The organism is Oceanobacillus kapialis, from assembly GCF_044790185.1.
In the GTDB taxonomy this organism is placed as follows: Bacteria; Bacillota; Bacilli; order Bacillales; family Amphibacillaceae; genus Oceanobacillus_B; species Oceanobacillus_B kapialis.
Window position 1 is genome coordinate 3090788 of sequence record NZ_CP085256.1, and the last position, 15006, is coordinate 3105793.

At 42.6% G+C, this 15006-nt stretch carries 13 protein-coding genes; 1 reads left to right on the forward strand and 12 read right to left on the reverse strand.

The genetic code is table 11. The features are described 5' to 3' along the window. Positions 1-304: 304 nt before the first annotated feature. The 9 genes from LG273_RS16135 to LG273_RS16175 all read right to left on the reverse strand — a co-directional run bounded on the left by LG273_RS16135 (position 305) and on the right by LG273_RS16175 (position 9345). Positions 305-1285 (reverse strand): Gfo/Idh/MocA family protein, encoded by a 981-nt coding sequence (locus LG273_RS16135; RefSeq protein ID WP_404455502.1) that lies wholly within the window; start codon positions 1283-1285, stop codon positions 305-307. Further along, positions 1282-1995 (reverse strand): hypothetical protein, encoded by a 714-nt coding sequence (locus LG273_RS16140; protein WP_379560422.1) that lies wholly within the window; start codon positions 1993-1995, stop codon positions 1282-1284. The genes LG273_RS16135 and LG273_RS16140 overlap by 4 nt, the downstream gene beginning before the upstream one ends. Continuing rightward, on the reverse strand, positions 1995-3062 hold the full coding sequence (locus LG273_RS16145) for a Gfo/Idh/MocA family protein (protein WP_379560420.1): 1068 nt from the start codon (positions 3060-3062) through the stop codon (positions 1995-1997). Before LG273_RS16145 ends, LG273_RS16140 begins: the two co-directional genes overlap by 1 nt. A 17-nt stretch (positions 3063-3079) precedes the next feature. Then, positions 3080-3676: a YesL family protein gene (locus LG273_RS16150; protein ID WP_404455506.1), complete on the reverse strand. Its 597-nt coding sequence runs from the start codon at positions 3674-3676 to the stop codon at positions 3080-3082. Positions 3677-3734: 58 nt separating this feature from the next. Then, positions 3735-4625 carry a carbohydrate ABC transporter permease gene (locus LG273_RS16155; RefSeq protein WP_379560418.1) on the reverse strand — a complete coding sequence of 297 codons (891 nt, stop codon included), beginning with the start codon at positions 4623-4625 and terminating at the stop codon, positions 3735-3737. A 10-nt stretch (positions 4626-4635) separates the two neighbouring features. Continuing rightward, positions 4636-5571, reverse strand: coding sequence for an ABC transporter permease (locus tag LG273_RS16160; RefSeq protein WP_404455510.1), 936 nt, complete (start codon positions 5569-5571; stop codon positions 4636-4638). A gap of 112 nt (positions 5572-5683) precedes the next feature. Further along, positions 5684-7291, reverse strand: a complete 1608-nt coding sequence (locus LG273_RS16165) for an extracellular solute-binding protein (RefSeq protein ID WP_379560523.1) — start codon at positions 7289-7291, stop codon at positions 5684-5686. Between the two features lie 36 nt (positions 7292-7327). After that, positions 7328-8311, reverse strand: a complete 984-nt coding sequence (locus tag LG273_RS16170) for a Gfo/Idh/MocA family protein (RefSeq protein WP_404455513.1) — start codon at positions 8309-8311, stop codon at positions 7328-7330. A gap of 5 nt (positions 8312-8316) precedes the next feature. Then, positions 8317-9345 carry a Gfo/Idh/MocA family protein gene (locus LG273_RS16175; protein WP_404455516.1) on the reverse strand — a complete coding sequence of 343 codons (1029 nt, stop codon included), beginning with the start codon at positions 9343-9345 and terminating at the stop codon, positions 8317-8319. 212 nt (positions 9346-9557) lie between these two features. Between LG273_RS16175 and LG273_RS16180 the strand changes: the two genes are divergently transcribed. Then, positions 9558-10094: a hypothetical protein gene (locus LG273_RS16180; RefSeq protein WP_404455519.1), complete on the forward strand. Its 537-nt coding sequence runs from the start codon at positions 9558-9560 to the stop codon at positions 10092-10094. 192 nt (positions 10095-10286) lie between these two features. Here the strand turns inward: LG273_RS16180 and LG273_RS16185 are convergent, their stop codons facing one another. The 3 genes from LG273_RS16185 to LG273_RS16195 are packed head-to-tail and all read right to left on the reverse strand — an operon-like array spanning position 10287 to position 14947. Next, entirely contained in the window at positions 10287-11249 is a 963-nt protein-coding gene (locus LG273_RS16185) for a formylglycine-generating enzyme family protein (RefSeq protein ID WP_404455523.1), read from the reverse strand. A 17-nt stretch (positions 11250-11266) separates the two neighbouring features. Next, positions 11267-12655, reverse strand: coding sequence for a sulfatase (locus LG273_RS16190; RefSeq protein WP_404455525.1), 1389 nt, complete (start codon positions 12653-12655; stop codon positions 11267-11269). A 24-nt stretch (positions 12656-12679) separates the two neighbouring features. Next, a complete protein-coding gene (locus LG273_RS16195) occupies positions 12680-14947 on the reverse strand; it encodes a helix-turn-helix domain-containing protein (RefSeq protein WP_404455528.1) in 2268 nt (755 codons plus the stop codon). Between the last annotated feature and the right edge of the window lie 59 nt (positions 14948-15006).

The window sequence follows — 15006 nt, forward strand, 5'->3', positions numbered from 1 at the left end:
ATTTTGATAAGGGTAAATATAACTGAATTTTCCTTCTTATCTGGTAGTAAAAAGTAGAAAATTGTAGGTATATAGAATCAAATAGCAGGAAATCTGTGATGGCACCCAGATTTTGTGAGACGAAAGAATTAGATGGGCCCGGGATACTCATAACGAGCGTTTAAGAAATACTGGTTCAGCACGGCATACTTCGCCAAACGCCAGTGTGTCCATGCTCTGTTGGCTCGAGACCCACCTGCCTTCATCAAAAAGTAACATGGTTTCCCAAATTGAAAAATAGTTTTATTCCTTCACATTTACGATCTTATTCTCCGAGGCGTATCGTTTTTCTCTTTTTGCTTGATTCATAGGCCGCAAGTGAGACTTCTAATGCTTTTAAACCGTCATAGCCAGTGATGGATGGTGCTCCCCCATGTTTTACTGTATTCGAAAAATCCTTTATTAGATCCAGATCCATATCAGAGCCGAAAAACTCATGGCGGAGAGGTTTTTCGCCCTCTTGATAATGGCGAAGATGGGTTTGCAGGGCATCTGCACGGATTGTCTTCTTTGTTCCAATTACTTCAATGGTCACATCCCCCCAAGTTGGATATGCCGCGAATTTAGACCAGCTAGCATCATGGGAAGCGATGATCCCTTCTTCAAAGCCAAGTGTGAGTAGCCCCATATCATCTGTTGGGATGTCATGGAAAAAGGAATCAACATGGGCATGAACTGCCGTAATTTCCTTCCCGGAAAACCAGCGCATGATGTCGACCATGTGAACCGTGTGATCAAGCACTGCTCCCCCACCAGATAATGTGTTATCAATAAACCAGCCTCCCGGGTTTTGACCGCGGTTGGTTGTGCGGAATGCGATAACATCGCCGACTTCCCCGCGCTCAATCGCAGCCTTCACCTGACGAATAGGTGTGCTGAATCGGACAGGAAAAGCAATTTGGAGAATGACTTCATTTTCATTACAGCTTGTAATCATTTCTGCAGCATCTTCTAAATTTGTTGCAATGGGCTTCTCACATAGAATATGCTTCTTTGCTTTGGCAGCCTGGAGTACCATTTCCTTATGTTTCACATTCTCACTACACACAATCACGGCCTGCATATCCTGGGCTAAAAATGCTTCGGGCTCGGAAAAATACGCAACATTGTGCTTGGCAGCTGCTTCCTGCCCTCTCTCGGTATTGTCATCATAGATGCCAGCAACCTCTAAATCGGGTAATTGTTTGATGGCATGGATATAGCTATGTGCATGCATATGGGCGACGCTCATAATTCCAATTTTCATGCCTTAACCCCCCCTTCCCTCATTCTTCTCCCAAGCTCTTGCCATTTCGCATAGCGTTCTTCATTCATCTTGCGAGCTGCTTTTACAATATGTTCAACCGTATAGGCTAAGGGAAAATAGTGGTTTGTGCCAGGAGGGGAGGTGAGCTCCTTGCTATCAAATTCGATGATTGTTTTAAAACCACTCCAATCAAAATACAGTTCTTCCTTATCGGCGGAGGTGTATTCCAAGTGAGCCATTGCGCCGTTAACAAATTTCACCAAGGCGATAACATGAGTAGGGAGATGCTGCTCTGTTGATGTGCGAACGTGAAGGTCTGCAACATCGCCAAAAACATCAACGAGCGCAAACAGATCTCCGCAAATCCTCGGATAAGCATCCTTCCCATCGATATCCCTGTGTATGCGTAACACACCTTTTTTCGCCTCATCCTTTTCTAAGATCGCAAGCCACTTTTGCCCGATTGGGGAAGCTGCTAATTCACAGTACACATAGCCCTGTGGCTGGTTATGAAAAAGATCGAAATAGCCTGCTTCCATAAAAATAGGAACTTCTAAATTAATAGGAAGAGTGCTTTCCGAGTCGGGGATAAATAAGTAATCTGCAGTAGCATCCTCCTTTGTTGGTTCGTTTTCACGTAATACTTCTACGGATGCGAGGCTCCCCTCTATATCCAAACTGGATGGCTTATCAAGGATCATTCCTTTCATTATTTCAACCCCTCCCCAAGGTAAATTTCTTTTCCTTCTCTTGCAGATTGGTAGATCGCCTCAAGCATGCGCATGATTTCCACCCCGTCTGAAACAGGTGCAATGGATTCACGGTTAGTCTGACAACACGCAACAAAGTGTGCAATTTCATTCGCAAATGCTTCACCAAAATGGAAGCTTGGATGGTCAATTTGTGGTGTCATATTTAAAATGGTCTGGTTTTTTTCTCCCATAATTACTAACGCTGGTTCGATTTCCGCCCCGCCTTTATCGCCATATAGCTTTACATTGATTTCATTTTCCTTCGCATGAAGGGTGAAGCTAACATCTACAAACAGTGAAGCACCATTTTCAAAGCGAATTAAAGCATTTGTTAAATCTTCTACACTGTTCCTTGTTGCATCATAATCTGCTGCTTTATAAAACGAAAGGTGTTTCACATGGCTACGATTGCCGAGCTTGTTGTATGTATTCCCTGTTACGGAAATGGGTTTGGGCTTGCCCATTAAATACCAGCACAGGTCAATCATGTGGACGCCTAGATCGATCAGCGGTCCTCCACCAGAACGGCTTTTATCACTAAACCAGCCACCTGGATTGCCAAGCCTTCTTAGACAGGTTGCTTTCGCATAGTAGATCTCCCCCAGCTCACCTTCTGAAATAAATTGGTTTAGTACGTGGGCATTGGAAGCATGTCTTCGTACAAAGCCCACCTGAAGGATTTTGCCTGATTGATCTGCAGCTACTTCCACTTCCTTCGCTTCTTCCCATGTCATGCTAAGTGGTTTTTCCACAAGCACATGCTTATTAGCTTGAAGTGCAGCAATTGCTATTTCCGCATGGGTATTATTCCATGTACAAATGCTTACCGCATCAACGGATTCCTCTGCTAACAGCTCTTCATACTGGGTAAACAACTTTTGAACGTCATATTTTTCCCCTTTTTCCTTAAGGCGTTGCTCATTCGTATCACATAATGCGATAAGCTCAACCTCTGGATGTCTGCGGTATGCTTCGATATGTGATGCAGAGATGGAGCCAACTCCAATTACGCCGACCTTTAACATGTTCCCAGCTCCTTTGTTTAGTTTATAGGTGCAGTCTGCTGTTCATATTTTGCGAACGTTTTTCCAGCGCCCCATGTCAGAATATAGGCGGTGATACTCCCACCGAAAAAGAAAAGCAAGGCAGGCACTGTTGCGTAAACAATGGTGTAAATGAAAAATAAGGCTACAGCCAATACAATTGTTAAAAGAGGATGTACAACCCCAATGATTACGGGCCATTTAATATAATTCAAGACACTTAGTTGAAAATGGGCAAACACTGGAAAAGCATACAAAAGTACAATGGCATACAAGAAAACGAGTAGAAGCACCCCAAAGCCTGCCAGCACATACATCATATCCTCTTGTCTCCATAAAATTTGCAGCTGCTGAATGAGGGCATAGCCGATCAAAAGCAGACAATACCCCATTTTATTTGCCTGGAGAAATTCTTTTTTAAACGCCTTCCAGAATGTAGCCGTGATGGGGATCTCGTCTTCACCCCTTGTCCATTTGCGCACCACGGCAAACATCGCTGCCGTTGCTGGGAAAATCCCTAATACACCAAGCCCAGCAAGGGTAAAGCTGATCCAAAGTATATTAAGGTAAGCAAGCCTTGTAATCCACAATGACACCTGATAATAACCGCCTATAAACCCGCTATGTTGCAAGCAAATCCCTACTTTCTTTAGATTATTCTTTTACCGAGCCAATCAGCACGCCTTTCACAAAATAGCGTTGCAAAAACGGATAAACTAGTAGAAGCGGCAAGGAAGAAACAATGATGACAGCATATTTTACCAATGCTGCTGTTTTCGTCTGCTCCACAAGCGATTCCGTCGTACCAAGCATCTCGCCTTCCCCTGACATTTCATTTACAATAAGAATCTCGCGTAAAAATAGTTGCAACGGGAATAGCTCTCTATCATTTAAATAGATTAACGCACTAAAATATTGATTCCATAGACTTACCGCATGGAATAATGCCATTACAGCCACAATTGGCAAGGACAATGGCAGCACAACCCGGAAAAAGATTTTCAAATCAGACGCCCCATCAATCTTCGAGGCTTCGACTAACTGGTCTGGAATACTTTGCTGGAAAAATGTCTTGGCTACTAAAATCGACCATGCCCCTACGACACCTGGAATAACCACTGCCCAAATTGTATCGATCATCCCTAATGACTTCACTACGAGATAGGTAGGGATCATCCCACCATTAAATAGCATCGTAAACAGGACGAACCAGAGAATCAGCTTTTTACCAGCGACTTCTTTTCGTGATAACGCATAGCCGCATGGAAGCAGCACAATGAGATGGATAACGGTACCGACTACGGTATACATGATGGTATTTCGATACCCAATCCAAATATCCTCGTTCGCAAATACTCTTTTAAATCCTTCAAATGTAATATCTACCGGCCATAGCCATACCTTCCCTGAATTAACGGCGCCAGGGTCACTGATCGATGCACTTATGACAAAGATGAGTGGGTATGTAATAATCAGCACGATAAAACCAACTAATAGTTTATTAATACGATCAAACGCTTTATCGGATAAACCACGAGTTCGCATAAAAACCCTCCTACCATAAGCTATTTTCGCTAGTTTTTCTGGCAAGATAATTGACGAAAATAAGCAAGATAATGTTGATAACAGAATCAAACAGGCCAACCGCTGCCGAGAAGCTGTATTGCCCTTCTAAAAGTCCGACTTCGTAAACAAATGTCTGGATAATATCGGATGTTTCAGAGTTTAGGCTATTTTGCATGAGTAATACTTTCTCAAACCCTGTTGACATAAACTTTCCAATGTTTAAGATAAATAGAATGACAATAGTCGGCATAATAGCTGGAATATTAATACGCATAATCCGCTGCATTCTTGTTGCCCCATCGACTTTAGCAGCTTCGTGCAGCTCGGGGTTAACCCCCGCTAATGCAGCAAGATAGATAATCGTCCCCCACCCTAAAGATTGCCATTCACCTGACCACACATAAATATGTCTGAACCAGTCTGGACTCGTCAAAAAGGGGATAGACTCTCCACCTAAGGCGACAATGGCGTGATTAATCAACCCAGTAAGAGGATCAAGAAATGCCACGATCATTCCGACAACAACTACTACAGAAATAAAATGTGGCGCATAGGACAGCGTTTGCGACCATTTCTTGAAAAGTCCATTACGAACCTCGTTTAACATAAGCGCAAAGATAATAGGAAGCGGGAACAATACGAGTTGATACAAACTTATAAGAACCGTGTTTTTTAATAGTCTCCAAAAGTAATAGGAATCAAAAAAACGTTCAAAATGGACAAAGCCTGCCCACGGGCTCCCTGTAATACCCTCTGTCGCAAAAAAATTCTTAAAGGCAATTTGAACCCCGTACATTGGCAAATAATGAAAGATTAAAAAATATGTAAGAGCAGGTAAAAGGAACAAATATAATTGCCAGTTTACCCATATGTTTTTCTTAAGGCGTAAAAAGCTGTTCGAATGATTTAACTTTTTGTCCCGCAAGGAATTCCCTCCTCTTTTTTCTAATGAATACAGGAGACATCTATTAGAAAGATGTCCTAATAGATGTCCTGATTCATAAAGCCCTTTTAAATGGGAAATTGCGCTATTAATCTTAGCTTTCTAAGAAACGGTCGTAAGCTTGCTGGTTAAGTTCCATGTACTCTTCAAGGCCCATTTGCTCAAGTGTTTCGACAAATGTATCCCACTCAGAAAACGGTACTTCGCCAACGATGAATTTGTCCTGCATTTCATTCGCATATTTTTCAATGTCCGCTCTTAATGATGTAAGTCTTTGATTCTCTTCAGCCGTGTAAGAAAATTGTGGCCAAACATCTTCAATAATGTCGTCTTCAAATTTCGCAGTAGCTTCAAGTGCTTCCTCAGATCCTTCTGCACCTTTAAAGAATTCTTGTTTTACAAGTGATGGGTAACCACCACCAAGCCATGTTACATATGGTACCAATGCTTGTTCCATTGTTAAGCCATCTGGATTATTCATAATTTCATCCACATACTCTACACCATTTTCTGTCTCTTCATAGGATTCGCCTTCCACTCCCATAAACAATTGCTTAATTCCTTCATCACCGTAGAAGTAATCTATCCATCTAGCAGTTGCTTCAGGATTTTTGTTTTTATCTGTCATGACAAAGCTTCCTTTATGCACAATTGGTGACGTTACATACACCCAGTCTTTATATCCTTCAGGGCCTTCAAGCTGTGGAAGTCCGGCATAATCGTCATTCCCAAACCGTGTCTTCGGACTTGTTGTAACCGTACTTCCATACAAGCCTTCTGCTCCTTGCTCGTGGAAAAGATTTGATTCAATGGTAAAGATGTTTTCCTGGATTAAGCCTTCTGAGTATAATTTGTTAATATATTGAAGCATTTCTTTGTATTCATCTGCTGTGCGATAAAAGCGCAGTTCTTCGGTTTCAGGGTCAAGGTCCATATAGCCATGTTTTCTACCTTTATTTCCAACACCATAGGCACCCTTTAACCAACCAATCAATCCGTTAATGGAATCGCCACCAAACGGGATTTCATCTGCTTGTCCATTGCCATTTGGATCTTCTTCTTTTACTGCTTTTAAGTATTGGTAAAATTCCTCAGTTGTTTCGGGCTCTTCCATCCCTAATGTATCTAGCCACTCTTGTTTTACCCATGGCTTGATGTTACTAGTTAATGATGTAAATTCTGGAGAGTATGCAGTTGGTAACGAATAAATATTTCCATCCGCAAACGTTAAGCCTTTTTCGATATCAGGATTTTCTTCTAAAAGTTTCTTCACGTTAGGCATATAATCTTCTATTAGGTCATTTAAAGGAAGGAAGACTCCTTGCTGTCCATATTTCAGTAAGTCTTGATCAGAAAAATAAGATGTATAAAATACTTCCGGGTAGTCTCCACCAGCTAATGCAAGGTTTCTTTTTTCATCAAGGCCATCACGTTGAACAAGACCCCAATCAATTTTTACGTTTGTCATTTCTTCGTATTTCTTCCAGGAAGCAACCTCGTTGTAGTCATCAGCGTTCGTTGCTGCCTTCCCTGTCATAAAGCTTATTTCAATTGGCTCGTCAACAATCGGAAATCCTGTTTCATTCACATTCTCTTTTGCCGCTTCTGCGTTTTCTTCTGAATTAGCCTCACTATCATCATTGCTGCATGCTCCTAATACGATAAGTCCTGACATGGCAGCTAACCCAACCATCTTTTTCATTTTCACCGTAAAACCCTCCTCATTTAACTTCCGCTTTTATCCTAATTTTACAGGTGCGACTTTCTCTGCAGATTGATATGCAGCTAGTGCAGCCTCTACCGCCTTTAACCCGTCATACCCAGTTACACTCGGAGACCTTTTCTCTCGAATCGAAGCAATGAATTCCTTAGCCATTTCCAGGTTCATGTTATCTCCCCAAAACCTCCGTACACTACCCTTTTCATCTGCGTACAGATGGATGTTCTGTCCAAAGGCATCGACCTGCAAGGTACCTTTCGTGCCAACGATTTCGAGTTTTATATCACCACCTTTCGGATAAGATGTCGTTCTAGACCAACTACAGTCGATGGTCGCGAATGCTCCATTAGCAAATTCAACCGTAATGATCCCCGCATCATCAATTGGCTCTATCGAAAATAGCTGACCAATTTCTGCGTACACTTCCGCTACTTCTGTGTTCATAAACCATCTCATTACATCAATAAGATGAACGGTATGGTCAAGCACTGCACCCCCGCCAGCTAATGTCCGGTCAGCAAACCAGCCACCAGGATGACTGCCACGGTTAGATGCCTTTATGCCGAGAATCTCCCCAAGCTTGTCCTCTTCCAGAAAAGCTTTTACATCTTGAATTGTGCTATTAAAACGGACGGGAAATGCTGTCTGCAGGTTTACCTTATGGTGTGCTGCCTGTCGAATCATTTCTTCAGCATCCTCTATATTAGTGGCCAAAGGCTTTTCACATAAAATATGTTTCTTCGCTCGTGCTGCTGCTAGCACATGTCGTTTGTGATACACATTTTCGGAGGTAATGACTACCGCATCAATCTCTGAATCTAGCAACTCCTCGACAGTTACATAATACGTTGCCGCAAATTCCCCAGCAGCACGCTCTCCCCTTTCAGGAACGTCGTCGTAAATGCCTGTAATCTCCACAGAAGGCAGGGATTCAAGTGCCCGGGAAAAGCTGTAAGCATGCATATGGGCAAAACTGATGACACCAATTTTTAATACTTCCACTGTTCCTACCTCCCGATTTCCAACAGTTGCTCTTCTATTTCTACTGGTCGGTTTTCTGCGATCGATTGTATGGCAGCCAGCGCAATTCTCAATGCCTGCAGGCCGTCCTCTGGTGTTACCAAAGGCTCACTCCTCTTTTCGATACATTCCATAAAATGCGCTAATTCCTTATAATAAGGGCTCTCTTTAATAGGACTTCTTGGGATCGTTGCAGGCGGCTCTTTTTGCAGCTTTTGATCTAACGCTGCAACAAATGGCCTCTCTTTCGTGCTATCATATTCCACGGCACCTTTATCCCCTGCAAATTCAAAGGACGTCGCAAACTTTTGATGGGACCAGCTCCCCTCTACCTGCGCGATCATCCCATTTTTAAACCGGAGGGTAATGAGCGCATATTCTTTGCCAGCGTGTCCTTTACCGTACAGACTTTTTCCATAAACACGTTCGACTTCACCGAAACACCATCGCAAAAAATCAAAATCATGGATAACTAAATCCAAAATTAGCCCCCCACTACTACCCTGATCGGAATACCAATCATTCCAAGAACTTGGAAAACTACTTTTTCTTGATGTCTTCACAACTTTTGCCGTACCAATCGCTTTGGACTGGATAACCGACTTCGCCATCCGATATTCAGGGAAAAATCGTACGACATGTCCTATAAATAATTGCACTCCCTGCCTGTTACAGAAATCGATCATTTCCTTAGCGTCATCCAGCGTCCGGGCAATTGGCTTTTCACAAATAACATGCTTTCCAAGCCCCGCCGCCTTCATGACATATTCTTTATGTAAAAAAGTAGGGAGACATATATCTACCACATCAATTTGCTTAATTTGATCAATAGCATCCTCCCAGCTGCTATAAAAGGAAATGGCCAATGGATCATGTTTTAACCAGTCTGGTTTCTGAATGTCCACAATACCTGCAATATGAACATTTTCCATTTGCTGATAAGCTCTTGTATGCGTCCTTCCCATTGTTCCAGCTCCAATAATTAACACGGAAAGCATTGCATTACCTCCCTTCATCCAACTTCAAAGCACCACCTCGTGCCTTGATTACAAGCTAGCATGTCTGAAGAAAATTTATAATATGTCGATTATGTTTCACTATGTCATGCATGACCAACAGCAAATAAACCCTTATGCATCAAGGGTTCAGAGATTGTTAAATGTTATTTACAAAAGTTGTGGTGATTCCACACAGCAAAAATGGCATAGTCACTCAAGGATGGAGGAGGTTGCAGTCTTGGTTGAATGTGTGGCGCTATTGGTTGATTGCGCCGGGCTCTTGGTTGATTGCACGGCGTTCTTGGTTGATTGCACTGCTCTTCTGGTTGATTGCGCCGGGCTCTTGGTCGATTGCACTGCTCCTCTGGTTGATTGCGCTGCTCCTCTGGTTGATTGCGCTGCTCCTCTGGTTGATTGCACGGCGTTCTTGGTTGATTGCGCTGCTCGATTGGTTGATTGCACCAGGCTCTTGGTCGATTGCACTGCTCCTCTGGTTGATTGCACGGCTCTTCTGGTCGATTGCACGGCGTTCTTGGTTGATTGCACTGCTCGATTGGTCGATTGCACTGCTCTTCTGGTTGATTGCGCAGCTCCTCTGGTTGATTGCACGGCTCTTCTGGTCGATTGCACGGCGTTCTTGGTTGATTGCGCCCCCCCTCTGGTTGATTGCACTGCTCGATTGGTCGATTGCACTGCTCCTTTGGTTGATTGCACTGCTCGATTGGTCGATTGCACTGCTCCTTTGGTTGATTGCACTGCTCTACTGATCGATTGCACGGCGCTATTGGTTGATTGCGCAGCTCTATTGGTCGATTGCACTGCTCCTTTGGTTGATTGCGCCCCCCTTTGGTCGATTGCGCCTCTCCTCTAGTCGATCGCACTCCCTCTGGTCACAAAAAACCCGAGAAGCGTTCTGCTCCTCGGGTTTTCCAATTTCACCTTAGTAAAATAAATCAATACTAAACATCTACCACACAACGAAAGCCCAAATTTCCTGTCGAGCTATCTGGAGTGTTTGCAGTTCTGGCTGCTACACGATAGCGATTACAATAGCTATCATGGCAAAGGTAAGATCCACCGCGCGTTACTTTGCTTGTGCCAGTTTCTGCGCCTTTAGGGTTGTCTTTTCCTCCGCGTTTATGAATGTTGGTGGCAAACCAGTCCGAACACCATTCCCACACGTTTCCAGCCATGTTATACAAACCATAACCATTTGCCGGAAAGGATTTTGCTGGAGCTGTTGCCAAATAGCCATCTTCCATTGTGTTGTCTTTGGGAAAATTTCCTTGCCAAATATTACATTGATGCTCGCCATCTGGTGTTAGCTCGTCGCCCCATGGATATGTTTTTTGCACGAGTCCACCTCTTGCAGCGTATTCCCATTCCGCTTCTGTGGGAAGCCTTTTACCAGCCCACTTGCAATATTCCGTAGCATCCTTCCATGAAACGTGAATTACTGGGTGGTCCATGCGATTTTCCAAGTCAGAATCCGGACCTTCAGGGTGGTCCCATGTTGCTCCTTCTACAACGAGCCACCATGGCGTATGGGCGACCTTCTGTCTTACTTTCCTTGCTGTTTCTTCACTGACTAGCTTATAAAATACGAACGACCAACCGAATTGTTCTGCCTCTGTTTGGTAACCTGTCTCTTCTATAAATCTAGCAAAGGAAGCATTGGTTACCGTATGAGCATCCATGTAAAAGGAGTTTACCTTAATGTTTCGGACAGGCCCTTCCCCATCTTCAGGAAACCCAGCTTTTTCCTGTGTACCCATCAAGAACTTGCCACCTTTAATAAGAACCATGCCTTCAAGAGAAGGCTCAATTCCGTCTGCATGAACCCAAACCTGATCGGATTCCATTTTTTTACTAGCATTACCTCGGGATGCCGCACAGCATCCGCGGTTTTCTGTATGTTCCAATCCTTTCACCTGCCAAGTTAAACTGTTTCTTTATACTTTTTTCTTAGATGATTAAGCGTTTCCTTTAATTTTCCTACCGTTTCTGCATAATCCGGGTTGTCATACTCATTTTTTAATTCAAGCGGATCTTTTTCCAAGTCAAAGAGCTCCCATTCCGGTTCCATCGGCTTGTTAACTGCACCGATAACATCAAGCGGGTCTCCGTAATAATAAATGAGCTTGTAACGATCTGTTCGTACTCCGTAGTGAGCAGTTACCTGATGAATCGTTAAATGTTCCCAATATCGGTAGTAGATCGCATCTCGCCACTTTTCAGGTTTTTCTCCCTTGGCAATCGTTCGGAAGCTTTCTCCCTGCATTTCCTCTTTTGGCTGTACCCCACAGTAGTCCAAAAAAGTTGGCGCGAAGTCGTTATTAATAATCATGTCTTTGGAGACACTTCCTGCTGCAATTTCTTGCGGATAGCGCATGACAAAAGGCATTTGCAAAGATTCCTCATACATAAATCGTTTGTCATACCAGCCATGCTCTCCTAAGAAAAAGCCTTGATCAGAGGTGTACACAACAATGGTGTCTTCGGCAAGTCCTTGGTCATCCAAATATTCCAGTAATCTGCCGACATTGTCATCAATGGAGACGACACAGCGCAGGTAATCTTTTATATAACGCTGATATTTCCAGTCCTTGACCTCTTGTGGGGAGAGCCCCTCTGGCGGAACCCCTTTCACGTCTTCTTCCTTCAGATCCTCAATTCGCATGTCTGCCATTTTAGCAGCGTTTGCCCTGTTTGCATAATCGTCTTCATAGGTCTTAGGCACGGGAAATTTCTTGTCCGCGAATAAATCCTTATACTTTTCAGGTGGGTCCCATGGTCTGTGTGGTGCTTTATGATGGACCATCATCATGAAAGGCTTTTCATTATTTCGTTTGTTAAGCCACTCTATGGAAAGATCTGTGACAATATCTGTTGCATACCCTTTTATCTGTTTTTCTTCTCCCATTTCAATCATCACTGGGTCATAGTAATCCCCTTGATCAGGAAAAACATTCCAATAGTCAAATCCAGTTGGGTCGCTATTCCCGCCTTGACCTAAATGCCATTTTCCCATAATGGCTGTTTCATAGCCACTTTCCTGTAATAGCTTGGGGAACGTCTGCTGTCTCCCATCAAATGGCTCCGATAAACCGCGCACCCCATTTTCGTGGCTGTAATTCCCTGTAAGAATCGTGGCCCTGCTTGGTGCACAAAGGGAATTTGTACAATACACGTTATCAAACCGCATACCTTCATCTGCAATCCGATCAATATTCGGTGTGTCGACTAATGTCTGATTATACGTACTAATCGCCTGTGCTGCATGGTCATCGCTCATAATGAATAAAATATTTGGTTGTTTCGCTGACATGTCATCCTCCCTTTCCTCGTGGTCTTAATCCATTGCTTCCGTCTGGTTGAAATGTTGCTGTCTATACTGCCCAGGGGTGACGCCTTCAGCTCGCTTAAATTTTCTTGTGAAATTGGCAACGTCTACATAGCCGATATCCAGCACAATTTCTTTAATGGGCTTGTCCGTTTCTACCAACTGTTTTTTAAATTCCTCATTTCTCAAATTCCAGACATACTTGGTAAAGGTGTTACCAGTTTGTTCCTTTATAAATCTACTAATATACGAGCTGGATAATTGAAAGGCTTTCGCTGTTTCCTCCAAACTAATATCATGAGAATGAAAATTTTCCGCTATATATTGGAGAATACTGTTTGCTAATGCATTATTATTATTCTCTCGTTGTTTTTCCATTTCCCTACATATTAAAGCAATTGGTTTTTCCAGCCGCTGTTGCAAATCATCCAATGATTTAAAGGAAGTAATTGTCTGTATATCTACAAAGTTCTTTTGGAGGCCCATTTCCATTGGGAATTTAATGACACTATTTATTATATCAAAACAAATGCATCGAATCAGGTGATGTGGGGCTTCTAATTCTGTTAAATAACCAAAAATATCCTGTAATGTTTCAAGCGCGACCACTTCATCCCCTTGTTTCAAACTCTGTGAAAGCTTTGCTTGCTTATCTGTTGGGTACCAAAATACCTCATCTACCGAGATATTTAAATCCTTAAAAAATACGATATTTCGATCTTGATGGAACGCTTGTGATTCCAGGGTCGCATTTGCCTCAATATAGGAGCGATTTAAACGTTCTATTCCCTTATACGTGCCTCCTACCCCCATCGTATAGGAAAGGGGAATATGTTTGCTGAGCTGACTGCTTATGTAGTCTACCATTTGTTTTGCTGCATCTGGTTTACTTATATTGACGATGGTAGCAATTGCATGATCCTGAACCAGCTCCGTACTGTAACCTTTTGCCTGTCCATACTTCATTTCTTCAAGAATAGCTATCCCTTTTTCCTTATATGCTCTTTCCAGGTTGTCCTCCTCTGACTGCTCATGAAAAACGGTAATAAGCACAAAGAAATAAGGTATTTCAAATGATATACCTGTTTCTTCCAGGTACTCCCCAATATTAAATCGGTGTTGCACCTTCCCTTTCAGCAATCGTTGTAAAAGCTGTTCCTTAATAAGTGGTTGCTGGCCTTGAAGGCGTTCATTAAGCTGTTCCTTGTCCTTATTTATGATCTGGATGCTTTCCTGAATACCTTCCAATTCATCCTGATATCTTCTATCGTGTTCCTCGCGTTGCTGTTTCACTTGTACAGTTTGAGCTAAGCGGCGAATTGGTCGGTACTGTTGAATTGTCATAATAATAATAAATAGGAAACCAATTCCCGCAATCGCAGAGAGAATGGTTATAATGGTCGTTCGCAAGCTGTCCATTTTACTATAAAACTGCGCTGTTGGCATCGCTGTTACAAAGGACCAGCCACTCTCTTCAGATTTCACCGTAACCAGAGAATATTGTTCCTCATTTGCAACTTTTTCCGTTACACCCGAGTTATCTGGCGCAACTTGTCGCACTATATCGGCATCTAATGACAGGCCTTTATTTGTGGAAGCAATTAAATCATCCTGCTCATTGTAGATAAACATACTCCCTTCAAAATCACCAAGAACCCTCTCCGACATTTGGGTAAAGGTCGACTCCTTCACAAAGAAAGCGACCGTCCCATAGTGTACAGAATTTCCTACTGGTAGTGGATATAAATAGGAAATAACCCTTTCTTGCTCATCTTCAACAGCAGGAAGCGGGTAGACTGTCTCTCCCGCTACTTCCTCAAGGGTGGTTTGATAATTTGTTACCTCTGAATCCGCCATATGATACGTCTTTTCCATGAAGGTTGGTAGCTTACTTGTTCCTATCGTGGTATAAATTTGGCTTCTATCCTCAAAATACATATATAATTCATCTATAATAGAGCTGTTAGCTTTGTACGTCTTAAGCTCTTCAATTGCTTGTTTACTATGGTATGGCTGGCTAAACATATAAGGGGTGAGACGATGATCAAAGGAAATTCGAGAAGCGATCTCGCTAAGCTCCTTTTTTCTAGAATCAGCAAAGTCTCTAACCTGTTCCACCTTATCTATATTTGATTGAATAATTTGCTCCCGTAAATTACTAACAGACATTTGGTAAAACACCAAACTAATGGTCAGAAACGGAATAAGAAAAATAATGAGATAGGAAATAAAATACTTATATAACAGCTTTGGCTTATGTTTTTTATTCCATAGCATTCTAAATCCCCACTCTCGATGTTTATCTCCATTGTGCCAGTTAAATGTTAAAGCGGTAT

Excerpts from the sequence above, each read along its gene's own strand:
- LG273_RS16135 (WP_404455502.1), bottom strand. The coding sequence starts at position 1,285 with ATGAAAATTGGAATTATGAGCGTCGCCCATATGCATGCACATAGCTAT.
- LG273_RS16165 (WP_379560523.1), bottom strand. The coding sequence starts at position 7,291 with ATGAAAAAGATGGTTGGGTTAGCTGCCATGTCAGGACTTATCGTATTA.
- LG273_RS16195 (WP_404455528.1), bottom strand. The coding sequence starts at position 14,947 with ATGCTATGGAATAAAAAACATAAGCCAAAGCTGTTATATAAGTATTTT.
- LG273_RS16155 (WP_379560418.1), bottom strand. The coding sequence starts at position 4,625 with ATGCGAACTCGTGGTTTATCCGATAAAGCGTTTGATCGTATTAATAAA.
- LG273_RS16175 (WP_404455516.1), bottom strand. The coding sequence starts at position 9,345 with ATGAAGGGAGGTAATGCAATGCTTTCCGTGTTAATTATTGGAGCTGGA.
- LG273_RS16140 (WP_379560422.1), bottom strand. The coding sequence starts at position 1,995 with ATGAAAGGAATGATCCTTGATAAGCCATCCAGTTTGGATATAGAGGGG.
- LG273_RS16145 (WP_379560420.1), bottom strand. The coding sequence starts at position 3,062 with ATGTTAAAGGTCGGCGTAATTGGAGTTGGCTCCATCTCTGCATCACAT.
- LG273_RS16190 (WP_404455525.1), bottom strand. The coding sequence starts at position 12,655 with ATGTCAGCGAAACAACCAAATATTTTATTCATTATGAGCGATGACCAT.